21 protein-coding genes are annotated in these 22,704 nt (G+C 71.8%); 5 read left to right on the forward strand and 16 right to left on the reverse strand.

Annotated features, from left to right (window positions below; all coding sequences use genetic code 11):
• Window positions 1-100 precede the first annotated feature (100 nt).
• From G4Z16_RS14245 to G4Z16_RS14295, 11 genes are all read right to left on the reverse strand, one after another.
• Window positions 101-1,534 (reverse strand): amidase, encoded by a 1,434-nt coding sequence (locus tag G4Z16_RS14245; protein WP_197351139.1) that lies wholly within the window; start codon window positions 1,532-1,534, stop codon window positions 101-103.
• 220 nt (window positions 1,535-1,754) lie between these two features.
• A complete protein-coding gene (locus tag G4Z16_RS14250) occupies window positions 1,755-3,002 on the reverse strand; it encodes an ATP-grasp domain-containing protein (RefSeq protein ID WP_197351140.1) in 1,248 nt (415 codons plus the stop codon).
• Between the two features lie 110 nt (window positions 3,003-3,112).
• Entirely contained in the window at window positions 3,113-3,880 is a 768-nt protein-coding gene (locus tag G4Z16_RS14255; RefSeq protein WP_197351141.1) for an SDR family NAD(P)-dependent oxidoreductase, read from the reverse strand.
• Between the two features lie 112 nt (window positions 3,881-3,992).
• Window positions 3,993-5,288: an ATP-grasp domain-containing protein gene (locus tag G4Z16_RS14260; protein ID WP_197351142.1), complete on the reverse strand. Its 1,296-nt coding sequence runs from the start codon at window positions 5,286-5,288 to the stop codon at window positions 3,993-3,995.
• 91 nt (window positions 5,289-5,379) lie between these two features.
• Complete coding sequence (locus G4Z16_RS14265; protein WP_197351143.1) at window positions 5,380-6,627, reverse strand: 3-deoxy-7-phosphoheptulonate synthase; 1,248 nt, start codon at window positions 6,625-6,627, stop codon at window positions 5,380-5,382.
• On the reverse strand, window positions 6,615-8,228 hold the full coding sequence (locus G4Z16_RS14270) for an aromatic amino acid ammonia-lyase (protein WP_197351144.1): 1,614 nt from the start codon (window positions 8,226-8,228) through the stop codon (window positions 6,615-6,617). The genes G4Z16_RS14265 and G4Z16_RS14270 overlap by 13 nt, the downstream gene beginning before the upstream one ends.
• Before the next feature lie 3 nt (window positions 8,229-8,231).
• Window positions 8,232-9,266 carry a class I adenylate-forming enzyme family protein gene (locus tag G4Z16_RS14275; RefSeq protein ID WP_246530844.1) on the reverse strand — a complete coding sequence of 345 codons (1,035 nt, stop codon included), beginning with the start codon at window positions 9,264-9,266 and terminating at the stop codon, window positions 8,232-8,234.
• Window positions 9,263-9,565 carry an acyl carrier protein gene (locus G4Z16_RS14280; RefSeq protein ID WP_197351145.1) on the reverse strand — a complete coding sequence of 101 codons (303 nt, stop codon included), beginning with the start codon at window positions 9,563-9,565 and terminating at the stop codon, window positions 9,263-9,265. Before G4Z16_RS14280 ends, G4Z16_RS14275 begins: the two co-directional genes overlap by 4 nt.
• Complete coding sequence (locus tag G4Z16_RS14285) at window positions 9,562-9,984, reverse strand: tautomerase family protein (protein WP_197351146.1); 423 nt, start codon at window positions 9,982-9,984, stop codon at window positions 9,562-9,564. Before G4Z16_RS14285 ends, G4Z16_RS14280 begins: the two co-directional genes overlap by 4 nt.
• A 14-nt stretch (window positions 9,985-9,998) precedes the next feature.
• The gene (locus G4Z16_RS14290) at window positions 9,999-11,789 is read right to left on the reverse strand and encodes a prenyltransferase/squalene oxidase repeat-containing protein (protein ID WP_197351147.1); all 1,791 of its coding nucleotides are present in this window, start codon (window positions 11,787-11,789) and stop codon (window positions 9,999-10,001) included.
• Complete coding sequence (locus G4Z16_RS14295; RefSeq protein ID WP_246530845.1) at window positions 11,789-13,102, reverse strand: phenylacetate--CoA ligase family protein; 1,314 nt, start codon at window positions 13,100-13,102, stop codon at window positions 11,789-11,791. Before G4Z16_RS14295 ends, G4Z16_RS14290 begins: the two co-directional genes overlap by 1 nt.
• Window positions 13,103-13,438: 336 nt before the next feature.
• On the opposite strand from G4Z16_RS14295, the gene G4Z16_RS14300 reads away from it, so the two are divergent.
• Both G4Z16_RS14300 and ddaH read left to right on the forward strand, forming a co-directional pair.
• Window positions 13,439-14,701, forward strand: a complete 1,263-nt coding sequence (locus G4Z16_RS14300; RefSeq protein WP_197351148.1) for a phenylacetate--CoA ligase family protein — start codon at window positions 13,439-13,441, stop codon at window positions 14,699-14,701.
• A 125-nt stretch (window positions 14,702-14,826) separates the two neighbouring features.
• Window positions 14,827-15,726, forward strand: a complete 900-nt coding sequence (gene ddaH / locus G4Z16_RS14305) for a dimethylargininase (protein WP_197351149.1) — start codon at window positions 14,827-14,829, stop codon at window positions 15,724-15,726.
• A gap of 94 nt (window positions 15,727-15,820) precedes the next feature.
• Here ddaH and G4Z16_RS14310 read toward each other — a convergent pair whose 3' ends face one another.
• The 3 genes from G4Z16_RS14310 to G4Z16_RS14320 all read right to left on the reverse strand — a co-directional run bounded on the left by G4Z16_RS14310 (window position 15,821) and on the right by G4Z16_RS14320 (window position 18,536).
• A complete protein-coding gene (locus G4Z16_RS14310) occupies window positions 15,821-16,804 on the reverse strand; it encodes a LysR substrate-binding domain-containing protein (protein ID WP_343070816.1) in 984 nt (327 codons plus the stop codon).
• Window positions 16,805-16,926: 122 nt separating this feature from the next.
• Window positions 16,927-17,163: a hypothetical protein gene (locus tag G4Z16_RS14315; protein ID WP_197351151.1), complete on the reverse strand. Its 237-nt coding sequence runs from the start codon at window positions 17,161-17,163 to the stop codon at window positions 16,927-16,929.
• 1,127 nt (window positions 17,164-18,290) lie between these two features.
• Entirely contained in the window at window positions 18,291-18,536 is a 246-nt protein-coding gene (locus G4Z16_RS14320; RefSeq protein ID WP_197351152.1) for a hypothetical protein, read from the reverse strand.
• Window positions 18,537-18,734: 198 nt separating this feature from the next.
• Between G4Z16_RS14320 and G4Z16_RS14325 the strand changes: the two genes are divergently transcribed.
• Entirely contained in the window at window positions 18,735-19,130 is a 396-nt protein-coding gene (locus G4Z16_RS14325) for a hypothetical protein (protein ID WP_197351153.1), read from the forward strand.
• Between the two features lie 70 nt (window positions 19,131-19,200).
• On the opposite strand, the gene G4Z16_RS14330 is transcribed toward G4Z16_RS14325, so the two are convergent.
• Entirely contained in the window at window positions 19,201-19,644 is a 444-nt protein-coding gene (locus G4Z16_RS14330) for a winged helix-turn-helix transcriptional regulator (RefSeq protein ID WP_197351154.1), read from the reverse strand.
• A 115-nt stretch (window positions 19,645-19,759) separates the two neighbouring features.
• Between G4Z16_RS14330 and G4Z16_RS14335 the strand changes: the two genes are divergently transcribed.
• Together G4Z16_RS14335 and G4Z16_RS14340 are read left to right on the forward strand one after the other, a co-directional pair.
• Window positions 19,760-20,668 (forward strand): NADP-dependent oxidoreductase, encoded by a 909-nt coding sequence (locus G4Z16_RS14335; protein ID WP_197351155.1) that lies wholly within the window; start codon window positions 19,760-19,762, stop codon window positions 20,666-20,668.
• Window positions 20,669-21,053: 385 nt separating this feature from the next.
• Window positions 21,054-21,272 (forward strand): cold-shock protein, encoded by a 219-nt coding sequence (locus tag G4Z16_RS14340; protein WP_197351156.1) that lies wholly within the window; start codon window positions 21,054-21,056, stop codon window positions 21,270-21,272.
• An 88-nt stretch (window positions 21,273-21,360) separates the two neighbouring features.
• On the opposite strand, the gene G4Z16_RS14345 is transcribed toward G4Z16_RS14340, so the two are convergent.
• Window positions 21,361-22,590, reverse strand: a complete 1,230-nt coding sequence (locus tag G4Z16_RS14345) for a threonine synthase (protein WP_197351157.1) — start codon at window positions 22,588-22,590, stop codon at window positions 21,361-21,363.
• Between the last annotated feature and the right edge of the window lie 114 nt (window positions 22,591-22,704).

The raw sequence follows: 22,704 nt of genomic DNA on the forward strand, positions 1-22,704 counted from the left end.
CACGTCCCTCCTCACCGCCCGTCTGCCGGCCGTCGCCCTTCATCTGTTGCCTCCTCGGTCGCCCCTCGTCGCCCGACTGCCTTGCTCTGCCTGCCGGTTCTCAGGCGGGGCGCAGCTCCAGGGGCTCCAGTGCCGTGGTGAGCTGCTGCGCGAGGCGGATCAGCGAACCGTCGTCCCCCGGGCGGCCGACGAGCTGCACGGCCAGGGGCGCACCGTGCTCCGGGTCCCGGCCGACGGGCACGGTGACCGCCGGCAGACCGGCGAAGCTGGCGACGGGCGTGAAGCCCACCTCGCGCTCGAAGGCGGGGTCGTCTGCGTCGGGGATGGTGGAGGCCGCCACCACCATGCCGCGGGGCCGCGGCACGCCCGGGTCCAGCGGCATGAGCCACACGTCGACGGACTCGGCGGCGAACAACTCCACCACGCCCGCCCGCAGTTGCGCCATGCTGCCGCGGATCTCCGCGAGCCGTTCGTCGGTCACCTTCGCGCCCGTCTCCAGCGCCCGCCAGGTCGACGGCATCAGCTCGTCCACGAGCCGGTCGCGCCACACCTGGTGGCCGTCCCAGGCCTCGCGGGCGCACAACTCCCATGCCGCCGCACGGCAGTTCCACAGTTCTCCCAGGGGGCGCGACGCGACGCGGTGTCCGCGCGAGGTGAGCGCCGCGCTCGCCGTGTCGAGTGCTCCGGCGATCTCCGGGTCGATGACGCCCGGCCGGTACAGCTCCTGCGGCACGCCGACCCGCAGGCTCGGCGCCGAGAGCCGGGGGGCCTCGCCGAGGCCCAAGTGCCGCCAGGCGAAGGCGAGATCGTCGGCGGTGCGGGCGACCCAGCCGGGTGCGTCCATGCAGGGGCTGAGCGGGAAGATGCCCGCGAGCTTCGCCGGGTCGTGCGTCGTGCGCAGGCCGACGACGCCGCAGCGTCCCGCGGGCCAGCGCACGGAGCCCAGCACGTCGGTGCCCAGCGCGACGTCGCAGATGTTCGCCGCGACGGCCACCGCCGATCCGGTGCTGGATCCGGCCGGGTCGAACTGCGGGAAGTAGGGGTTGCCGCAGCCCGAGCCCACACCGATGTTCAACTCCGTGGTGATGACCTTCGCGTTGACCTCCGCGCGGCGGAGCCCCGCCACCACCGTCGCCGACTCCCGGGGGTGGTGCCGGTAGTGGCGCAGCCCGAGCCGCGTGGCGAAGCCCCGCACGTCGACGGTGTCCTTGACGCCGACCCGCAGGGCGCCGCCGCCCCTGCCGCTCCCGTCCGCCTCGTCCCCGTCATGTCCGCCGCCGGCTCCGTCGACCGACTCCCCTGTGGTGACGCGCAGTTGGGCACAGGCCCGGTACCGCTGGTCAGCGACGGGCTCCCAGGAGGCAGCCGCTCCGTACAGCTCGGCCGCGGACAACTCGCCCTTGCGCAGCAGCGCGTCCCGTTCCGCGAGGGGCAGGGCGAGCACGCGGGGCACGGCCGGCGCCGCCGCGTCGCCCGTCGCGCCGGGCCGTCTGCGGCCGACGAAGTCCGCCACTGCACTTTGAGGCGTTCGCATCGCTGCTCCTGCATGTCGGCGCCGATGATGTTCGGCTCTGTGGGGTTGGGTGTGTGGCTTGGGTGTGTGGCTCGGGTGTGTGGGCTGGGGTGTTTGGGCTGCGCTGTGTCGTGGCCGGTGCTCCCGCTCCGCCTGGCCCCGCATACGCCCGTACGGGGAGCCGGGCCGCTGTTCGGGCACGAAAAAACGGGGTGCGCACGTGCCCGAACAGCCGTCGTGCTCAGCCGAGTTCGTAGAAGCCCTCACCGTCGAGATAGCGCAGCGTGCCGAAGTCGCGCATGACGACCTCCTCGACCTCGTGCCGGAGGTTGACGATCATCGGGTAGGTGAGGTCGTCGACCGTCGGCTCGATGGCGGAGCCGGGGCTGACGAGGGTGCGGATCTCGTGGAGGCTCTCCAGCTTCTCCACCGTCTCCAGGTGCGGGTAGCGGCGCAGCGTGCCCCGCACTGAGGAGATCATCGCGACGGACGCGAAGTGGTGCCGGATCCGGTACTCCTCGTGCTGCCGCGCGTCGAAGCGTTCCGGGTTGACGTAGGCGTCGACCGTCCAGTCGATCTGGGACTCGCCGATGCCCATGCGGGCGTAGTGCGGGATGTCGCCGCCGGCGATGCGCGCGCCCACCTCGACGAGCCGCGGCCCGTCCGGCGTCAGCTTCACCTCCAGGTGGGCGGGACCGTTGCGGATGCCGAGGGCGTCCAGGACCCGCCGTGCGTACGCGGCGAGGGTGTGTCCGTCGTCGCTGCCGGAAGCGATGAGGCGGACGGCGTCGCACAGGTCGAGCACGCCGTTCGCCGTCAGCCGCGTCGTCTTCCACATGTCGCACACGTGGTGCCGGCCCTCGCGGCTGACGGTGTTGACGATGAACTCGCCGCCGACGAGGTACTCCTGGGCGACGATGCCCTCGTTGCTCTGAGAGAAGACGTTGCTGGCCGACCTCAGGGCCCGGTAGGCGTCGACGGACTCCTGCGGCGTGTCGCAGAAGTGGATGCCGTCGCCCGCGGTGCTTCGGACCGGCTTGACCACCACGCGGCCGCCCAGCTTCTCGTGCCAGCGCCGCAGTTCGTCCTCACCCGTGATGCGGAGCTGCTCGGCTCCGGGCACACCGGCTGCCTTGATCGTCTCGATCATCGTGTACTTGTCGCGGCGTGCGGCGCTGAGTGCGGTGCCGTTGGTGGCCAGACCCATCTCCTCGCTGAGCAGGTCGGTGAACTCCACGCCGAACTCACCTCCCGGCACGACGGCCACGGGACCGAAGTCGGCGAGCGCCTTCACCGTCTCGTCCAGGTCGCCCCGGTGGACGATGTTCCCGGCGTAGTCGTCGAGGCTGAAGGAGGAGCCGTAGACCTCCGGCACCTCGGGGGTGCTCTGCACGCGCACGCACCCGTATCCGGCCTTCACGAACTCCGGGGCGAGCCGCCTGGTGAAGCTGTAGGCGTCGACGATGGCCACATAGCCCTTTTCCGGCATGGCTTCTCTCTCCTGTCTGGGCGCGGCAGCCGCCGCTGTGCTGTGCCGGTGGGTCACCGGCCTCGGGTGCTCTGCGGGGGGGATGATTCGGGGGACGGGCCTGACGGGCGTCAAGCGCCGTGCTGCGCACCGCCGTTGACCTGGACGACCTGTCCCGTGACGTGGCCCGCGCCGGGCGAGGAGAGCCAGTGCACGGTGTCGGCGATGTCCGCGGGCGTGCCGGCGCGGCCGTTGTCGGTCTGTGCGACGAGCATCTTGCGCCGCTCGTCCGACATCAGGTCGCCGAAGAACTCGGTGTCCTCGATGAAGCCGGGGGCCACCACGTTCACGGTGGCTCCGTGCCCGCCCAACTGCCCCGCAAGGTCGTAGGCGTAGGGATGCAGGGCCGCCTTCGACGCGGCGTACGAACCGGAACCCGAGCCCCGGTATGCGGCGATGGAGCTGATCAGCACCACCCGGCGGCCCGGCTGCTGCAGGAGGTCCCTGAGCGCCTCGGTGAGAAGCACGCAAGTGAGCACGTTGCAGTTGAAGTTGCCGGTCCAGTGCCGTGCGACGCCGGCGAGTCCGCCGGGAGCGTCGTCGGGCGCGCCGATCTCCACGTTGCCGCCGGCGTTGTTGACCAGCACGTCCACGCGGCCGTAGAGCCGGTCGACCTCGGCACGTACGCGTTCCGCCTCCGCCGGGTCGGAGAGGTCGGCCGCGAAGGTCCGGATCTCCCCGCTGATGCCGTCCTCGGCCGCGAGCGCCTCGGCCGCGTCGCTGAGCACCCCGGCCCGGCGTCCGACAAGCAGCACACTGTCGCCGTCCGCGGCGAACCCGCGGGCCACGGCACGTCCGATGCCCGTCCCTCCACCGCTGACGATCACCACTCGTGACATCTCATCCCCTCTCCTGCTGCGTGCTGCCCGGTCCGGTCGGCCGGTCCGGTCGTGTTCCGCCGCGTCGTGTGTTCGTTCCGGTCCTGCCCGGAGCCGCCTGCCGTCGTGCCCTTCACCGGGATCCGGCTCCGACGATGTTCTCGTCCCGCACCGGCTCCGCGGTCACCCGGAACGCCTCGGCCGTGGCGACGAGGGCCTTCTCCACCTCACCGCTGTCGCGGCCCCGGAAGCGGAACCGGCCGCCGACGTGCTCGTAGTAGGCGTCGGCCGCGGGCAGCACCTCCCCGACGCTCAGCAGGGACTCGCTGTACGGTCCGGGCTCCAGGCCGGTCATGGGCGTCACCTCGGTGATGCGGCACGGCTTCTCCGCCGGTGCGGGGATCAGCAGCCAGCCGCCGCGCTCGGGACCGTGGCCGACGCCGGTGCCGGATCCGTCGCTGCCGTGAGCCGCGGACGGCGCCGGCGGCGCGGGTTCGCCGAGCTGGATGCGGAAGGCTGCCTCCATCAGGTCGTAGCCGTGCAACTCCCGCCAGATGAACGGGATCTCCGCACCGCCGACGCGCGCGCCCACCTCCAGGAACTCGCACCGCAGCCCCACCCGGTCCACGAACATCTCCAGGTGGAACGGCGTGGGCCGGTCGGTGAGCGCCGCGAGGAACCGGCGCGTGTACGTGCCGATGACGGCCAGCAGTTCCTGGTCGTCCTCCTCCACGGACCCGAGGAAGAGCCCTTCGCGGAAGCCGAGGCAGGAGTTCACGTAGCGGGAGGCACGCCAGGTGGCCAGTTCCTCGCCGGTGAAGACACCGTCCACGTGGTAGATCGGATGCGGATTGCACACCTGCACCAGTGACGGCTCCGACCAGGATGTGGCCGCGAGCTGTTCCTGCCCGTCCAGCACGGTGACCCCCGCGCTGGAACTGCCCGTGCGCGGCTTGAGCACCACCGGCCAGCCGTGCCGTTCCGCGAAGCCAGTGACGGCCTCCGGTCCGGGTGCGGGCTCACACGCGGGCACCGGCAGCCCTGCCTCGGCGATCGCCGAGGCCATCAGGTACTTGTCGCGGAACCGCAGCAGGTCCCCGGGGAGTTGGCCGGGGCATCCCAGGTCGGCGCGCAGCTGCGCCGCCACCAGCAGGTCGTCCTCCTTCAGGGCGACGATCCCGGCGGGCCGCCCGTGCCTGCCGGCCAGAGCGTGCACGGCCGCACGAACCTCCTCGAGGTCGTCGGTGCGCCGTACACGGGCCACCTCCGTGGCCGCCGGCGGTACGGAGCCGAGTGCGATGCCACTGGCAACGTAGGTGACGGTGTGGGTCTCGTGGTCGAGGTAGCGCTCGTACTGTGCGTAGTGCTCACGCCAGCGGGTGATCACCACGATGTGGGGCCTGTCGTCCGGTGCGCTCGCGGCTGTCACGTGCTTCTCTCTCCGTCGGCTGCCGGGCGGTGCCGGCAAGGCAGTCTGGGCTCTCTGGGCGGTCGGGTACGCGGGTCCGTGCATTCGGCGGTCACAGCAGCCGGGCGGCGAACGCCACCAGTTCCTCGGCCTGTTCGGCGTTGAGACGCGGATCGCAGGCGGAGGTGTAGCGGGTCAGGGCATCGGCACGTTCGAGGTCGCCGCGTTCGCCCACGCACTCGGTCACGGGCTCGGGGGTCGTCTCCAGGTGCAGGCCGCCCGGGTACGCGCCGTACTCGCGGAGTGCGGCGAGGAATCCGCGCACCTCCTCCCGGACGTCGGCCAGTACGCGGCTCTTGCGCCCCGAGGCGTGCGGCAGCGTGTTCCCGTGCATCGGGTCGCACAGCCAGACCACGCGGCCCGCGAAGGGAGCCGCCGCCTCGATGAGCCGGGGAAGCCGCTCCGAGACCGCTCCGCGCCCCATGCGGCTGATCAGCGTCAGCCGGCCGGGCGGCCCGTACCGGTCGAACCGCTTGCACAGCGCGCGCACGTCCGCCGGGTCGGCCGACGGGCCGAGCTTGACGCCCACCGGGTTGTTCACCTGCTCCGCGAAGTGCACGTGAGCGCCGTCCAGTTGGCGGGTTCGCTCACCAATCCACAGCATGTGGGCGGACGAGGCGTACGAGCCGCCGACGATCGCGTCCGGACGCACCAGGGACTCCTCGAAGTCCAGCAGCAGCGCCTCGTGGCTGGTGAAGACCGCCTCGCGCTGCCGCGAGCTGCGGGCCTCCGGGCCGGGTGCGCCGGGCAGCTCCGGGCCGTGCGGTGCCGGGCCGTCAATTCCCGTCCGCCCTCCGGGTGTTCCGAGCGCCGCGAGCGCATCGGCGGCGTGGTCATAGGCGCGTACGAGCCGGGCGGGGTCGGCCCGCCGCGCCTCGGGCAGCGGCTCCGGGGAGTTGACCGCGTCACCGCGGTAGACGGGCAGTACCTGCCCGCCGACCGTCTCCGTCGGGTTCGACCTCGGCTTGGCGTACTGCCCGGCGAGCCTGCCGATCAGGACGCTCTCCAGCCCGGACAGCTCCCCCACGAGCGCGCCGAGCCGCCGGAGCTGCTGCTCCTTCGCCCGCACCTGGCCGGGCGCGGAGGCGGCGAACCGCTCGGCGCAGTCGCCGCCCTGTACGACGAACGCCTCGCCGCGGGCCGCCGCCGCCAGCCGGTGGCGCAGCTCGTGGCAGTCGCCCGCGCTCACCAGCGCGGGCCTGGTCGCCAACTCCTTCACGGCCAGGACGAGTTCCTCCTCGTCCTCCCATTGCGGCTGCTGCGCGGCGGCAAGCCGGGTTCCGAGTGTCACGCTGGGCACCGGGTGTACTCCTGATCCTCGTCGTTCGCGCCGTGTCGCTCCCCGGCGCGGGAGTAGTGGGCCTCGATGCGGCCGGCCATGGCCGCGACCTCGTGGGCGAGCGGCCGGTCGCGCGTCAACGGGGGCCAGTCGCGAGCCAGTTCGGCCCAAAGCGAGTCCGCGCCGCGGCCGTCCCCGCCCCTCCCGTCGCCGGGTCCGCCGGCGCCCGCACCGCCCCGGGTCAGGTGGCCGAGCCGGGTGACGGCGAGGAACAGGGAGGAGACGATCCACCACGCCCGCTCCGTCATCTCCGCCACCGCATTGGCGCTGTTGAGGGCGAGCGGTACGTGGTCCTGGTTGTCTAGGTTCGTCGGCACCGGCGTGAAGGACGCCGGATAGCCGCGCTGTCGCAGGGCGCCCAGATGGGCGGTCGCCGCGATCTGCACACCGGCGAACCCGCTGTCCCTGCCGGGCCGTTCCGCCAGCAGCGGCGGTTGCCCGCCGTTGTGCTGCGGGTCGAGCACCAGCGCGAGCTGCCGCTCGGCGAGGTAGGCGAGCTGGTGCACGCACAGGGCGTGCTGCTCGCTTGCCAGGCCCACCGGCGCGGCGTGGAAGTTGCCGCCGTGCAGCACGTCGTCGTCGACGAGCACCGGGTTGTCGGTGCAGCCCTCCGCCTCGGCGGCCAGTATCCGTCCCTGCGCTGCGAGTTGGTCGAGAACCGCTCCGACGACCTGGGGCGCGCAGCGCAGCGAGTACGGCTCCTGGAGCCTGCGCGGCGCGGTACCGGTACCGTCCTGCCCTGCGCTGCCCGCGGCCGAGCGGTGCATCTCCTCGCGTACCAGCGCGGCGGCGACCCGCTGGCCGTGGTGTCCCCGCACCGCCGAGAGCGCGTCCGCGTACGCCTCCGTGTTGCAGCCCAGCAGGGCCGCGGTGCGCCCGGTGACCGAGGCGAGGGCACGTGCCAGGGCGGCCAGCCGCACGTGGTTGTGCAGGGCCCGCGCCAGCGACGCGCCCGAGCCGTTCGCGAAGGCCAGGGCGGAACGTGCGTCCCAGCGCACCGCGGGCAGGCCATTGGCGGCCAGGGCCTCGGCCGCCGGCACGCGCCGCTGCTCGCCGCCGAGTTCGAGCCAGGCCTCGCCGCGTCCGGCCGCCGCCTGCGCGGCGTGGGCGAGCGGCACCAGGTCGCCGCTCGCGCTGAGGCTGCCCTCCTGCGGGACAACGGGAGTAAGCCCGTGGTTCCACTGCTCGGCGAGGGTCTGCCACACCTCCACGTCGACCGCCGAGTGCCCCTGCGTCATCCCGCGCAACCGCAGCCAGACCATGGTGCGTACGACGTCGCGCGGCAGCGGTGCTCCCTGTCCGGCGGTGAGGTGGTCCAGCAGGCCGAGCCCCTGCTCGCGGGGGTCCTCGTCGGCCGCGTACTCGGCGAGCGGGCCGAAGCCGCGGGTGAGCCCGTAGACCGGGCGGTCCTTTGCGATGCGGGCGAGCGCCGATGCGGATGCCCGCATGCGCTGTTCCTCGTCGCGGGTGAGCACCAGCTTGCCGCCGGGCACCGTGTGGGCGAGCAACTCCCCGACCGGGCACGGGAGTTCGTGCGGCGCGTCGGTGGGTTCCGTCGTCATCCGTCACTCACCTGCCGTCGCTGCCGTGGCGGCGGGGGCCGTCAGCAGATGCGTGAGCGGCTTGCCCGTGGCGCTCCGGGGTATGCGGGGCACGCGCCGCAGCGACCGGGGCAGCGGGGTGCCGCCCAGGGCGCGGCGCAGCAGCGGCCACAGCGACGTGGCGTCGAGGCTTCCGGCCGGGTCGGCACAGACCAGCTCGTAGTGCTCCCCGCGCACCGCGTCGCGCACCGGCAGGCACACGGCGTCGAGGCCCGGCAGCGCTGCGGCGACGGTCTGCTCCACGCGGCCCAGGTCGCAGCGGAGCCCGTTCACCTTGATCAGCCGCGAGGCGCGGCCGACGAAGGTGAACTGCCGCTCCCCCGCGGGCCGTACGAGGTCGCCCATCTGCCAGGAGGCGGGCGGCGCGTCGTGCCCGTCGCGCCGTGCCAGCCGGGGCGAGCTGACGGTGAGCCTGCGCTCCGCCGGCTCTGCGGGCAGGTCGGCGTGCACGTCGGGCAGCAGCCGCCAGGGCTGCTCGTCCCGTGCGTCCGCGGCGATCTCCCGGGAGGCCACCGCGCCGGTCTCGGTCGAGCCGAACAGCTCCACGGCCCGGAAGGGGTGCCCGCGCAGCGCGCCCACCAGCTGCCGGGTGTGCGGCGTCGTCGGCCCGGCGCTGTGCAGGGCCACGGCGCGCGGCAGTTCGGCGATGCGCGGCGCGAGGCTGCGCAGCGCCACCCAGCTCGCGGGCAGGCACACGAAGAGCGCCGGGACGCCGGGGCGCCATGTCGGCGGCGTGACGGGGTCCTGCCACGCGGAATGCACCTCGATGCCTTTCAGGGCGGGCAGTTCGACGCCGAAGAGCCTTCCGAAGAGGTGCCCCGGGGGCGCCAGGGTCACCACCTGGCCCACCTCGCCGACGACCGTGGCGACGAGCAACTCCACCTCCGCACGGAGCTGTTCGGGCGTCCGCCACCACCGCACGGGTTCCCCGGTATGCCCTGAGGTGTCGAACGGGATCTCGGCCTCGAGGACGGGCCGGTCCGTCACGCAGGCGTTCACGCGCGGTTTTCCAGCACGGCGCGGTCCTCCAGCTCGCCCCGCACGAACTCGGCGATGCGCCGGAGCGTCGCGAAGGAGTAGCGCACGTCGTGTGCGACGAAGTCGACCTCGATGCCGAAGGCGTTCTCCACCCGGGAGACGCACTCCAGCGCGGCGAGGCTGTCGTAGCGGTCGCCCAGCGCCTCCGTCAGCGGCTGGTCCTCACCCGCCGACTTCGGGCCGTCGCCGAGCAGTTCGCCGAGGACCTCGCGCACGCGCGAGAGCGTCTCGTCGTACGCCGGAATGGTGCGGTTGCTCATCGCAGTGCCTTTCCCTGAGCGGCGGCAAGGGCCTCTCCGGCCTGTCGCAGCGTTCCTTGGTGGGCGAGATGGACGCGGCCGGGGTCGGTCTCCCGGAACTCGATGTAGAGGAAGGGGGTTTGCTCGTTCATCTCCAGCGCCGAGGCGATCTCGGCGGCCAGCTCCGTGCGGAAGTCCTCGTCGCGGTCCGACCCCACACACACGGTCACCGACGCGTGCTGCAGGCCTTCGTCGCCGTGCGGCAGGGCATCGACGGGCATGCCGCCGCTGAAGACGGTGGACGGCGGTGTGGCACAGAAGCGGACCACCACGTGGCCGCCCGGTACGCCGCGTGCGGTGAACCAGCGCGTGAGCCGCAGCGCCACCCTGCGGCGGGCCGGGACCGCGAGGTCGGGGCCGCTGATCTCGATCGTGGGCATGGAGACCTTCCTGGTCAGGAGAGCGCGAGGTCGGGGAGGGCGCGCAGGGCGCCGTCGACGCGGCGGCGCAGCAGGGAGCCGAGCGCGTCGGCGAGCGGACCTCCGCTGCCGGGTGCCAGCGGGCTCCACGCGGTGCCGCCGTCGCTGTGCACGCGGTCGGTGAAGCGCCGCAGATGCTCGGCGTCGAGGGGCAGCCCGTACAGGTCCGCGGTGGCGACCGCCTCGTACGTGGAGAGCAGATCGGGCAGTCGCGCACCGGTGTTGGCCCAGCCGCCGCCACGCACCCGGTGCCGGTCGAGGAGCGACGTCACGGCGTGCGGGGAGCCCTCGCCGAGTGCGTGCCGGATGCGCTGCGCCTGCAGGCCCTGGCGGAGCGTCGGTTCGGTGCCGGGCAGTGCCGCGGTGCACTCATCGGGGCCGAGGCAACGGGAGACGAAGGCGCGCAGCGCGGCGGCGTCGAGAAGCTCCGGCACGGCGGCGCCCAGGTGACGTACGACGCCGACCGCGGCCGCCGTGGAGAGCAGTTCGGAGCCCCGTCCCTCCCAGAAGCCGAAGCCTCCGTCGGGGTTCTGGATGCCGCGCACCCACTCGGCGATGCGCCTGCGCGCGGGCTGAGCCGCCTCACCGGCGAACGCTCCTGCGGTCAGGCCCCACAGGGTGCAGCGGATCTCGCTGCCGCGGGCCGGCATGTACATCAGGCCGCCCTCGTTGGGGAGTTGGCAGCTCTCCAGCCAGGTGATGCGGTCGGCACGTACGGACGGCTCCGGGGAACCGGACGATTCCCGGGCACCCGGGGGCTCCGTCCCGTCAGCCAGCACGGCGGCCGCGGTGCTCAGTGCGTCGGCCGCGTGCTCGGGCTCGCGGTAGGTGTATCCGCCGCCCGCGCAGCGCAGTGCGCTGATGCGGGCCACCACGGCGTCGGCGACGTCGGCGGTCGGCGCCCCGACCGCCTGCAGCGCGCCGACCGCGCAGAACGAGGCCCACACGTCCTCGACCTCGTAGCCCTGCCAGCGCACGAACGCGCCGGAGGCACCGCGCAGTTCACGTATCCACGGCTCGACGGGGCGGCTCGGGGAGGCGCCCAGGATGTTCAGTGCCGCCGTCGCGCGGTACGTGGCCCACATGCAGGGCACGTCCGCCTCCGGCGAGAAGCGGAAGCCGCCCTCGGGTGTCTGCTGTTCGCACAGCCAGCGGGTGAGCGCCGCGACGTCCCACGGCGGGTCCACCGGGGCGACGCCGTTCAGCGCGAACCAGGCGGCGGCACCGTAGTGACAGGCACGCACGTCGCTGGTCCGCGAGTCCGGACTCCACGACAGCCCGCCGTCCGGGCGCTGGAGCGCGCCGAGCCAAGCCAGCAGCCGCGCCCTGTCCGGCACGCCGTCGCCGCAGATGCGCACGGTGCTGCGGGTGGAGAAGTGCGTGGCCCACACGTCCGGCGCCTGGCCGGGCGCCATCGCGTAGGCCGCGCCGGTACCGTCCGCCGTCCAGGTGCCGCGCAGCCACTGTGCGGTGCCGTCGGGCTCGGGCAGGGGGCGGCCGAGGTCGGCGAGGGCCTGCGTGCAGTAGAAGGTCGCCCACGCATCGGACGGCATTCCGGCGGACCAGGCGTAGCCGCCGTCGGAGTTGCGTCTGCTGCGCAGGTAGCGGGCCGTCGCCTCGGCGTCCTCGGCCTCGGCGGTGCGGCCGAGCCAGGCCAGGGTGCGCATCGCGGCGTAGGTGCACCACAGGTCCGGTTCGCCGGTGCCGGCGGCACGGCTCTGCGACAGGGCGGCGGGCACGGGCTGTGCCTGTGTGAGGGCGCTCATCAGGCCTGCTCCACCACGCGTATGTTGGAGCGCTTCCAGCTCTTCTGGGAACCACCGCTCTTGGTGGTGCTGGGCAGGGAGTTGACGAAGGCGACGGCGTCCCAGTGGAGGCCGAGTTCCTTCTCCGAGTAGCGCTGCACCGCCTCGATGGCGGCCGGCTCGGCCGAGCGGTCCGCCCCGATGCCCCGTTCGAGGAGCAGGCGTCCGAAGTCGCCGGTGGCCTCGAGCTCGACGAGGTAGCCGGTGGCCTCGGTCGCGCCGTACACGGCGTTCTCCACGCCGAGGATGTTCAGTTGCGCGCCGTGTATGCGGATCGTCTCGCTGCTGCGTCCGCACACCACGATCACCGGCGCCGGGTCCTGGCACTCGCAGCCGGCCGCGTCGATGTTGACGTCGTCGCCGGTGTCCAGCCGCAGCATCGGACGGGCGTACAGGTTGAGCGGCGTGACGACGAGGCGGCCGGAGCCCTTGGCGGGCAGCGGCACCAGGCCCTCGTCGGTGGCGAGTTCGAAGTAGTTGGTGCCGGTCAGCAGGTGCAGGCTGCCGCGCGGGCAGGCCGCCGCGAGGGTGCCGGTCTCGGTGCTGCCGTAGCTGGCGTCGTGGGCGTCGGCTCCCCACCACTGGCCGAGCCGCGCCCGCAGGGCGGGGGTGCTGACCTCGCCGAGAAGCATGATGTTGCGCACCGCGCCGCTGTGCCGCTCCATCAGGTCGCGCTGCTTGAGCAGGCGCGTGAGCTGGAGCATCACGCCCGGCGAGACGAACAGGGTCGTGGGGCGCAGGTTCTCCCAGAAGGCGAGCAGCCTGTCCCAGTCGGAGATTCCGGTGGCGAACGGGTACAGCCGGCTGTGCGGCAGGCCCAGGTATTCGCATACGGAGACGATCAGGTCCGCGACGGGCACGACGTCCGAGGGCAGCAGCACCGCCACACGGTCGTCGTCGTGCAGGATCGTGCGCCACGCCTCCGCCACGGAGACGGTGTTCCAGATGACGTCCTCGGCCAGGCGCGGCGTCGGCGTGACCCGTCCCGTGGTGCCCGTGGTCTCGTAGTACTTCGCCGCGCCCGACACCCCGGTGACGGCGAAGTTCCAAGGGTCGGCCTTCAGTTGGTCCTTCGTCATGACCGGCAGGCGTCCGAACTCCTCCCAGGAGAAATCCGGGAGCCCCTGGAAGGCGGGACTCTTCCTCGCCCGGTCCCAGACCGCGGCGAGCTTTCCGCCGTGGAAATCCTCGGGAACGGGATTCCCGCGCAGCGAACGTAATTCCTCCTGAGCGCAGCGCATCATTTCCAGTCCCGCACGGTCCCGGACGAGCACGAGCCACCCCTCAATTCACGGAAAAGACAGAGGACTTCTGCGGAGGCGAACCCCTCCGAGAATCCGACCGGCCGCCTTGTTGCGGCCGGAAGCGAACGCAATGCTGCAGCACCGCCCGGCCGACCGTCCAATACGAGGAGACGCGGCCACCAGAAGCGCCGGTTATGAAGCGAGGTGGCCAATCGGGCCGCACAGCGCCTAGCTGCCGCAATAGGAATCACTTATTCAAGGCGTGCGAAGTTCTCTTGGACAACTCTGGTATTTCGTGGCGCACTCGAGGGGTCCTGCTTTCCTGCCGTACTTCTTGCGGCAACGTGCGATGGGAGACCGTCCCGCATGGCCATCACCTCCTCGGAAGAGTCCGCCACGGCACACCGCGACCCGGCGCAGCACGACCGCGTGCTGTCGCCGGAGGTCGTGCGCCGGCTGCTGGACCGGATGAGCGACCTGCCCTCGCTCAGCCACCTCTACGACAAGGCGCGCTCGCTGCCGGACCCGGCTCTCGGCGACCTTCCCGTTTTGACGAAGGACGACTTCCGCACCGCGCTGCCGGACACCGTGCTCAGGGCGCGGCGGCGCGCGCACGGTTCCCTGGTGCTCGGCAGCGGCGGCACAACGTCCGCCCCCAAGCTCAGCCTCGTGCCCAGCGGCCAGATGATCGAGGAGATCCGCACGGTCTGGGACCCGCTGTCCGCCGACGATGTGCTGGTCAACTACGACACCCCGGGCCGGCTCTGCTCCTCGCACGCCTTCTTCAACGCGCTGGCCCACTCGTCGGGCGCCGTCTCCGTTCCGCTGGGCGCCATCGAGGACCGCCAACTCCCCGAGTGGATGGGCATGGTGCACCGTCTGGGCGCCACGGCGCTCAACGCCACCCAGAGCCAGATCGCACATCTGCTGCAGACCTGCGTCGACGCCGGGATCACCCCCGGTTTCCGCAAACTCCTGTGGACCGGCGAGCCGTTCGGCGCCGCGGCCCTCGACGTGGTGCGGCGCATCCTGCCCGACGCGGAGCTGTACGGCTGCTACGGCTCGACCGAGACGTGGGTGATCGGGCACAACGGCCCGGGCTGCGCCATGGACACCTTCCACCTCGTGCCCTACCAGCACGTCGAGCTCGACGACGGGCTGATATTCGTGACGAACCTGCACCCCGAGTGCGTCAACCCGGTGGTGCGCTACCGCATCGGCGACAGGGGCGAGTTCACCTCCTGCACCTGCGGCCGTACGGAGCCCGCGCTGCGCGTGCTGGGCCGCGACGACCCTCAGATGAAGTTCCTCAGCATCCTCGTCACGCCGCAGGAGATCGAGGAGGCGGCCCTGAAGGACCCGGACGTCACGGGCGTGCAGGTGGCGCTCTTCGACCACGGCGCTCCCGCGGAACGCATGGAGCTGCGCGTGAAGGTGCGGGAGGGCGCGCAGGCGGACGAGGTCGAGGCGCGGGTCAAGGAGACGGTGCTGACGCAGGTGTACCGGATGGGCTACGAGGTCGAGACGGAGGCACCCGAGGCGTTCTGGGTCCGCGTCACGCCGCGCTTCAGCATCAACGAGCGCTCACAGAAGACGCCGCTGCTGGTCAAGGACTCGCCCCTGGACTGAGCACCCTCCCGGCGCGCCGCGTGGCCGTATCCGGCCCGGCGCCGCAGCGGGCGGGCGTCCTGCCGCCCGCACCGATCCCTTCGCCAGCCCCGATCCCTTCGCCAGCCCCGATCCCTGGAGTCGCCATGCCCGAGTCCTCCGCCGTCCGCACCGCACGGCCCCGCCGCTATCTGATGTGCAGACCCACGTACTTCGACGTCCAGTACTCCATCAACCCGTGGATGAGCCCCGAGAAGCCGGTGGACCGGGACCGGGCCGTCGCGCAGTGGGAGAAGCTGAAAGAGCTCTACACCGGCCTCGGGCACACCGTGGAGCTCATCGACCCGCTGCCCGGCCTTCCCGACATGGTCTTCGCCGCCAACGGCGCCACCGTCGTGGACGGAAAGGTACTGGCCGCGCGCTTCCGCAACGAGGAGCGGGCGGCCGAAGGCCCCGCCTACGCGCAGTGGTTCCGCGACCGGCGCTTCGGCCGGGTCCACGAACCGCAGTGGGTCAACGAGGGCGAGGGCGACTATCTGACGACCGACCGCTGGATCCTCGCCGGCACGGGCTTCCGTACCGATCCTCGCTCCCACCAGGAGGCCCAGGAGCTCTTCGGCCGGCCCGTGGTCGGCCTCACCCTCACCGACCCCCGCTTCTACCACTTGGACACCGCACTCGCCGTACTCGGCGAGGAGGTCATGTACTACCCGGAAGCCTTCTCGGAAGGCAGCCGGGCCGTGCTGCGCGAACTCTTCCCCGGCGCGATCACCGCCTCGGCCCACGACGCCGAGGCGTTCGGCCTGAACGCCGTATCGGACGGACGCAACGTCGTGCTCCCCGAGACGGCCACGGGACTCATCGCCGAGCTGCGACGACGCGGCTACGAGCCGCACGGCGTCGACCTCTCGGAGCTGCTCAAGGCCGGGGGCAGCGTGAAGTGCTGCACTCTGGAGATCCGGGAGCCGTCCGGCGGACGTGAGCAGCGATCGGGCAGGGCCGGCACCACCGCGTCGGCGCCGGCGCAGACCGCCTGCGTCGTCTGACGTGCACGTGCGGCCTCCGGGATGCTCGTGCCCCGTGCCGGAGCCCCGGGAGGCCGCACCGCACGCCCGCCGTCCGACTCGGGGGCGGCCGGGCTCAGTTCACGTCGTAGCGCCGCAACCCGGGGCCGGGCTCCGGCAGCGCGGCGCGCGGCGAGAGGCCCGGAGCGGAACCGGCGACTTCGGCACGTACGAACTCAACGAACGTACGCAGCGCCGCGTTGGTGTTGTCCCCCCGCCACGCCAGATCCAGCCCGACGCTGGGCGAGCCCGACAGCCTGCGCAGTTCGACCCCGGGAACGTCGAGCATCGCCACCGAACCCTCCGTCACCAGGGTGATGCCCGCACCCTCGGCGACCGCGGCGAGCATGTGCGGGACGTCGGGCTCCTCCCGGCAGATCTCGGGGAAGTAGTGGCCGCCGTAGACGGCGGAGAGCATGGAATGCCACAGGCCGCCCGCGGACTCGGAGAAGTACACCAGCGGCAGGCCCACGAGGTCCTGCCTGCGCACCTCGGCCGAGCGTGCCAGCCGGTGCCCCGCGGGCAGCCCCACGAGCACCGCTTCCCGGCCGACGCTGACGGATTCCACTTCCGCGTCGTCGGGAAGAGGGGGGCGAACGAACCCCACGTCGAGGCGGCGTTCGCGTATGGCTTCGAGGTTGCTGCTGCTGGAGGCGCTGGATGTCTGTATCCGTAATCGCGGGCAGGCGCCCCGGAAACGGCTGATCAAGTCGAAGGCCCGGCCCAGACCGGCGGATCTCGTGTATCCGACGGTGAGACTTCCGTGGAACTGTTCTGCGAGGATTTTCACGAAGGCGTCGACGGCGTCGGCACGGGCCAATAACTCGCGGAACTCCGGGAGCAGAGCCTCCCCTTCGGCCGTGAGCGCCACGCCCTGCCGGCCCCGTTCGAAGAGCTGCATGCCGATGGCCTTCTCAAGTGCCTTCACACCTTGGGAAAGACCCGGCTGGGTTATGTGCAATCGTTTCGCCGCGCGACCGAAATGCAGATCCTCGGCGACAGCTACAAAGTAACGCGCACTACGAATATCCATGTTGGGACTACCCCCGACGTCCCGCATACACAAGGTCTGAAACTTGAACACCGGCAGGGCAGCGCGGCCGGCTCCGGGAAGGCGACGGCGGTCGCAGCGGCCTCGCGCTGCTACGAGATCCCACTACGGCCGTGATGTCCGATGTTACGTCACGAGTCGCCCAGAAGCGTACCGATGTTCCCTGCACTGCACCAGGTGACGAGGATCTCGCACTGCGTGCTCGCGGCCCACCGGGAGCCGCCCGTCCGCCCCTCCGTCACCTCTCCGCCGCAGTGGACGACGTCCGCCTTCGAAGCGGTTCCGGCAGCGACGCGGCGGCGCACGATGCCCCGGTGGCTGAAACGGCGCGGGAACACGCGCAGTTCGGACGGTGTAATAGCGGCCAAATACCTCCAACCTTCACCACCCGGACCTGCCGGCCCGGATTCGGCGCACCCGGCGAGCGTCCGACAGGACCGGGCCGCGGCCAGCGTCGCACCGGCCGCTCGGCCGGATTCCGGGGCCCCGGCAACTCCCTTGAATCGGCGGAAAGAAATGACGTTTGTTATTGAATTCGGCACCCACGCTTGCCGAATCCGTTGCCGTCAATGTACGCATTGTCTGAGTTGAGCCTGACCAGACCGCTCATCCCCCTCACGTCGCCCGTCGGACGTGGCAGCGCCAGGTGGACCAAGTGGAGGGCAATACACGGTGCGCGACACGTGACTTGAATCTGAGCCGTCACGGGTCAGACGGAGAGCGGCAGTGCGCGTTCGAGCCCCAAGTGGCCGTGGTACCGCGCCGGTTCGGAATGCGCTATGGGGAGGCCGCCCCGGTCCGCGGTGCGCGCCCAGCCCTCCACTTCGCGGCGGCTCGCCGAGGACCACGGGGCGGCGCCCGGCCCGGGACGAGCGGTTGGGTGGCGGGGGCGTGCCGCTCCGGGGGGCATGTCCGGGCGGCATGATTTACGGCCGACCACTGGGAACCAGATCGCCAGGTTCGCATCGGCACAAATCACTTCCCCACGCTTCGCTGGGGAGACCCCAATGGCCCGGACACGGCCCCCCTGCGCGTCCCGCCCCCTCCCGCCCGTCCAGCGGCATTCCGCCGGTGGACACCGCACCCCCGTGACTTCTCCTCCGCCGCCGGGCCCGCCCATGTCATCGCCCCTGAACCAACCCTCACAGCAGACGAGTTGAGCCACCCGAAGCCGCAGGTGGCGGCGGAGACCACCGGCCGGAGGCCGCGGTGGGCAGTCCGACCCAACGGACGACAGCGAACCCGTACGAAAGGCGGCAGACGCGGGACGGCGGAAGGGGGCGGGACGTGGAGGGGGATGGTTCCGGGGCTCAAACGTGATTTGTGGCCGACACAGAGCTCACCGAACTGGTTCCGTTGGTCGGCCGTAAATCATGCCGCCCCGGGGCCGCCCCCGGAACGGCCCGCACCCGCCACCACCCGCCCGGCCCGGGACGAGCGAACGGAAAAGCCCCGGCCGCGTACATGGCCGGGGCTGACCCACGTGGGCAAGCCATCAGACGAAGTGCAGGCGCTCCAACTCGTCGCTGCCTTCGGTCTTCACGTACAGCGTGCCGCCCTCCTGCATGAGTTGCTCAAGGTAGGCGTAGATCCGCAGGGAGCGGTTCACGGTGTCGGTCTTGGTGTCGCCGGTCAGCTTGACCGCCCGGTTCAGGGCACTGGCCGCCTTGGGGGCGAGATTGACGGTGATGCGTTCGAGGCCGGCAGATTTCGCGTCGGTGTCCGACTGTCCGGAGGCCATACGGGGCCCTCCCTCCTCGGGGTGCCGTGTTGGCACCGAGCCGCGTCCAACGCAGTCCAGTATGACAGACAGTCAGACGTCGTCAAGCGATCGTATGCGTGATCGCTGTACGTTGCGCGTACATGAGGTGCAACGGTGGCGCGTCTGATACTGAGTCAGTTTCCATGGAAGCTGGGCTTGTCAATATGAGGGGGATGGATGCCCATAACGGGTAGCCGTAGCGGCGGAAACACCGACTTAAGCGAAGAGGTCCCCAGCAGCCGCGCCGATGTGTCGGTGCTGCGAGAGGGCACCGGGCTGCAGTTCGAGGTGAAGGTCGGCCCTATCAAGGCCCAGGCCTCCGTGGACGGCGAGCCGGACTCGACGCCGTTCAGCGTGCTGACCCTGCTGCTCCTCGCGGGCGCGGCCTGCGTTCTCTCACTGGGGTTCAGCCTGTTGTTCTGGGCCGGGGGCTTCGTTCTCGGAATCAGCGCCGTGGGGCTGTTCGGCGTGCTCTTCGCCGGGGGCCTGGCGCTGATCCGTCTCGGTCTGCCCCGCCCCGCACGCACACCGCCGCAGCGCGTGCCGTCGCAACGCGGGCCGTCCGAGGAGTGAGCGGGGCGAGACGAGGCGACAGGGCGGGACGTGCGCCCGGTGCCGGACGGCGCCCGGCGCCCACGCAGACCTACTGGTCCTGGGACCCGTCGTACCGGTCGCGGTTGGCGAGGACCTCGTCCATGTGGGCCTCCGCCCAGGCCTTGATGCCGCGCATGAGGTCGTGGAGCGAGAGGCCGAGGTCGGTCAGTTCGTAGGTGACCGTGACCGGCACGGTCGGCGTCACCGTGCGGCTCAGCAGGCCGTCGCGCTCGAGGGAGCGCAGCGTCTGGGTGAGCATCTTCTGGCTGACCCCCGCCAGCCGGCGGGAGAGCTCCGAGTAGCGCAGCGGCCGCGGCTCGCCGGCATCCTCTTCCCCTGGGTGCGGGCCGTTGCCGCCGAGAGCCGCCAGGACCAGGGCCACCCACTTGTCGGAGATCCGGTCCAGGAGCCGCCGGCTGGGGCACTGCGCCAGAAACGCGTCGTACTCCACCTTCGCCTCGGCCCGCTTCTCGGCCGCCGTCATCGTCGGCATCGGCCACTCCTTCCTACCGCGCGGTGGCATACGCACCTCGAAGTGCGTACTTCCCGTTGGAGAGCTACACCTCCAGTGTGGAGTAGTAGCACTGATTTCTCCACAGGAGGCGAAGATGTCCACCACCTTCCGTACGGCGGTCGTACGGACCCCGAAGGGTCCCGATTCCATCGAGATCATCGATGTTCCCGTGATCGAGCCCGGGCCGGGCCAGGTGCGGGTCGAGATCGCCGGAGCCGCGGTCAATCCGGTCGACCTGGCGGTCGCCGCCGGGGTGTTCCACGGGCTCGGGCTGGTCGACCAGCCCGACCGCACCGGCCTGGGCTGGGACTTCGCCGGCACCGTCACCGCTGCCGGTCCGGGTGTCGACCTGCCGGTCGGCAGCCGCGTCGCCGGGCTGGTCGGCGGCTTCGACCGCGACTTCGGCACCTACGCCGAACAACTGGTCGTTCCGGCGAGCGACACCGCCCTGGTACCCGACGGCCTCGACCTGACCACGGCAGCCACCGTCCCGCTCAACAGCCTGGCCGCGTCGAAGCTGGTCGACCTGCTCGGCGACGGCGCGGGCCGGAGCCTGCTGGTGACCGGTGCCGCCGGGGCGGTCGGGGGCTACGTCCTCGTGCTCGCCCAGGATCGCGGCTGGCAGGTCACCGGACTGGCCAGGGCCGAGGACGAGGAGTTCGTGCGCGGCCTCGGCGCCGGATTCACCACGCAGGCATCGTCCGGCTGGGACGCGGTCGCCGACGGTGCGGCGCTCCAGGAACAGGCCGTCGCGCTGGTCCGCGACGGCGGCCTCTTCGTCGGCGTGCAGCCGAGTTCTGAGCCGGCGCAGGAGCGGGGCGTCACCGTCCGTGTGGTCGTGACGGAGCCCGACGGCGCCAGGCTCGCCCGGCTCCTCGACGCCACGGCGAGCGGGCGCCTGCCGTCGCGGGTGCACGCGGTCGTGCCGCTGGACCAGGTCGCCTCCGTCCACCGCGCGGTCGCGAAGGGCGGGGTGCGCGGGAGGTACGTGCTTCAGCCCTGAGGGCCGGCGCGCTGAGGGGCGGCGCCAGGCACGTCCCGTCCCCGCCGCGCAGGAAATCGCAGGCCGGGCCGGCCTTCTCGGCGAGAGAGGGCCGGCCCGCTCCTGCGTGCCTGACTCCTCGCGTGCGTGACCGCCCTCGCAAGACCATGATCCCGTTTCGACGCCCCTCCTAGGACGCTATTGCTCGGCGCCGGACGACGGAGGCGGCCGGGACCGACTTCGCCCCACGACCGGTTCGTCACGTCGGGTCGGCGTCAAGCAGGGTCGATGCCCGGCAGGAGAGCGTCCCGCCAGGTCAGCGCTCCGGTTGCCCGGACTGCACAGTGATCGCCGAGTGGGGAAACCGGCATGCGCGGGCGGTGCCGGAGTCCGTAGGGTTCCGCGCATGGTTACGGCGACGGTCCGCGAGTGGAGCGACGAGGAAGGGTGGGGCGTGCTCGATTCGCCCGAGACTCCCGGTGGCTGCTTCGGCCATTTCTCCGACATCCGGGCGACCGGCTTCCGCACGCTTTTGCCCGGACAGCGGGTCGACCTCACCTGGGAGGCCCCCGGCCAGGACGGATACGACTACCGCGCGGTGAGCATCGCGCCGCGGACTGCCTGACGGTCGAGTACGGCACGCGCGCAGCGTCCCCGCAACTGCCGGTGACGGGAACGCGCCGAGCGTGACTGTCTCACCGCTCGGTGCGCTGTCACGGCGCCGAGGGGATGCGCCCGTCCACCGGCAGCGTCGGCACGTCGACCGGGACAGTCTCCGGGTACTTCAGGCCGCTGCCGGTGTTGAGCACGACGACGCGCTCGTCGCCCCGCAGCCAGCCGGAGTCGCGGAGGCGGTGCACGGCGGCGAAGCAGGCCGCGCCCTCCGGGCAGACGAACGCGCCCTCCGCGCGGGCCAGTTCACCCTGCGCGGCCAGCAACTCCTCGTCGGTCACCGAGATCGCGGTGCCGTCGGTCTGCCGTACGGCGTCCAGCACGAGGAAGTCGCCGAGCGCCTTGGGCACCGTGATGCCGAAGGCGACCGTATGGGCGTCCTTCACGGGACGGCTCTCGCTCTCCCCGCGCTCGTACGCCTCGACGATGGGCGCGCAGCCCTCCGCCTGCACCGCGACCAGCCGTGGCAACTCGCCTTCCAGCCAGCCGAGTTCACGCATCTCCAGCAGGGCCTTGTGGATGCCGATGATGCCGACGCCGCCGCCGGTCGGATAGAGGATGACGTCGGGCGTGCGCCAGCCGAGCTGCTCGGCGATCTCGTAGCCCATCGTCTTCTTGCCTTCGAGCCGGTACGGCTCCTTGAGCGTGGAAACCTCCTGGAAGCCGTCCCGTTCGGCGACGGCCGCGGCGACGAGCTTGCCCGCGTCCCCGATCAGCCCGTCCACCAGGCTGAGTTCGGCTCCGGCGACCACGCATTCGGTGCGGGTGATCTCAGGGGCGTCGACCGGCATGGCGATCAGGCTGCCGAGCCCGGCACGGGCCGCGTACACCGACCAGGCCGCGCCCGCGTTCCCGTTCGTGGGCATGGCGACTCCGCGCGCCCCGAGCTCCGCCGCGCGTGAGACCCCGACTGCGGCACCGCGCGCCTTGAAACTGCCGGTGGGGATGAGCCCTTCGTCCTTCATCAGCAGCCCGGGGACGCCCAGTTGGGCCCCGTAGCGTGGCAGCCGCAGCAGCGGCGTCATCCCCTCGCCGAGGCTGCACACATGGCGCTCCCCGCGCACCGGCAGCAGCTCGCGGTACCGCCAGAGATCGGGCGCCCGTGAGGCGATCTGCTCCCGTGTCACGGTCGCCGCGACCCGTCCCAGGTCGTAGCGGGCAAGCAGGGGAGCACCCACGTCGGAGGTGCCCTGCACCACGTCTGCGTCGAACGTCGTGCCCGTACGGGAGCATTCGAGGTGGGAGAGGGCCGAGAAATGCGCAGTAGGCATGCCGCTCCTTGCTCAGTCGGTGTCGCCTCATGACACGTCGGCGCCGTCGGCCGGTGTTGGGGTCTCCCGACGCGGAAGGCGTAGGGGAAGGGACCACCAGCGGTGCGGCCCTCC

Origin of the sequence: Streptomyces bathyalis, assembly GCF_015910445.1 — a bacterium.
Lineage (GTDB): Bacteria > Actinomycetota > Actinomycetes > Streptomycetales > Streptomycetaceae > Streptomyces > Streptomyces bathyalis.

Coding starts and splice junctions, on each gene's coding strand:
- G4Z16_RS14245 (WP_197351139.1), bottom strand. CDS start 1,534: ATGCGAACGCCTCAAAGTGCAGTGGCGGACTTCGTCGGCCGCAGACGG.
- G4Z16_RS14250 (WP_197351140.1), bottom strand. CDS start 3,002: ATGCCGGAAAAGGGCTATGTGGCCATCGTCGACGCCTACAGCTTCACC.
- G4Z16_RS14255 (WP_197351141.1), bottom strand. CDS start 3,880: ATGTCACGAGTGGTGATCGTCAGCGGTGGAGGGACGGGCATCGGACGT.
- G4Z16_RS14270 (WP_197351144.1), bottom strand. CDS start 8,228: ATGACGACGGAACCCACCGACGCGCCGCACGAACTCCCGTGCCCGGTC.
- G4Z16_RS14280 (WP_197351145.1), bottom strand. CDS start 9,565: ATGAGCAACCGCACCATTCCGGCGTACGACGAGACGCTCTCGCGCGTG.
- G4Z16_RS14285 (WP_197351146.1), bottom strand. CDS start 9,984: ATGCCCACGATCGAGATCAGCGGCCCCGACCTCGCGGTCCCGGCCCGC.
- G4Z16_RS14290 (WP_197351147.1), bottom strand. CDS start 11,789: ATGAGCGCCCTCACACAGGCACAGCCCGTGCCCGCCGCCCTGTCGCAG.
- G4Z16_RS14300 (WP_197351148.1), top strand. CDS start 13,439: ATGGCCATCACCTCCTCGGAAGAGTCCGCCACGGCACACCGCGACCCG.
- ddaH (WP_197351149.1), top strand. CDS start 14,827: ATGCCCGAGTCCTCCGCCGTCCGCACCGCACGGCCCCGCCGCTATCTG.
- G4Z16_RS14310 (WP_343070816.1), bottom strand. CDS start 16,804: ATGCGGGACGTCGGGGGTAGTCCCAACATGGATATTCGTAGTGCGCGT.
- G4Z16_RS14320 (WP_197351152.1), bottom strand. CDS start 18,536: ATGGCCTCCGGACAGTCGGACACCGACGCGAAATCTGCCGGCCTCGAA.
- G4Z16_RS14325 (WP_197351153.1), top strand. CDS start 18,735: ATGCCCATAACGGGTAGCCGTAGCGGCGGAAACACCGACTTAAGCGAA.
- G4Z16_RS14330 (WP_197351154.1), bottom strand. CDS start 19,644: ATGCCGACGATGACGGCGGCCGAGAAGCGGGCCGAGGCGAAGGTGGAG.
- G4Z16_RS14335 (WP_197351155.1), top strand. CDS start 19,760: ATGTCCACCACCTTCCGTACGGCGGTCGTACGGACCCCGAAGGGTCCC.
- G4Z16_RS14340 (WP_197351156.1), top strand. CDS start 21,054: ATGGTTACGGCGACGGTCCGCGAGTGGAGCGACGAGGAAGGGTGGGGC.
- G4Z16_RS14345 (WP_197351157.1), bottom strand. CDS start 22,590: ATGCCTACTGCGCATTTCTCGGCCCTCTCCCACCTCGAATGCTCCCGT.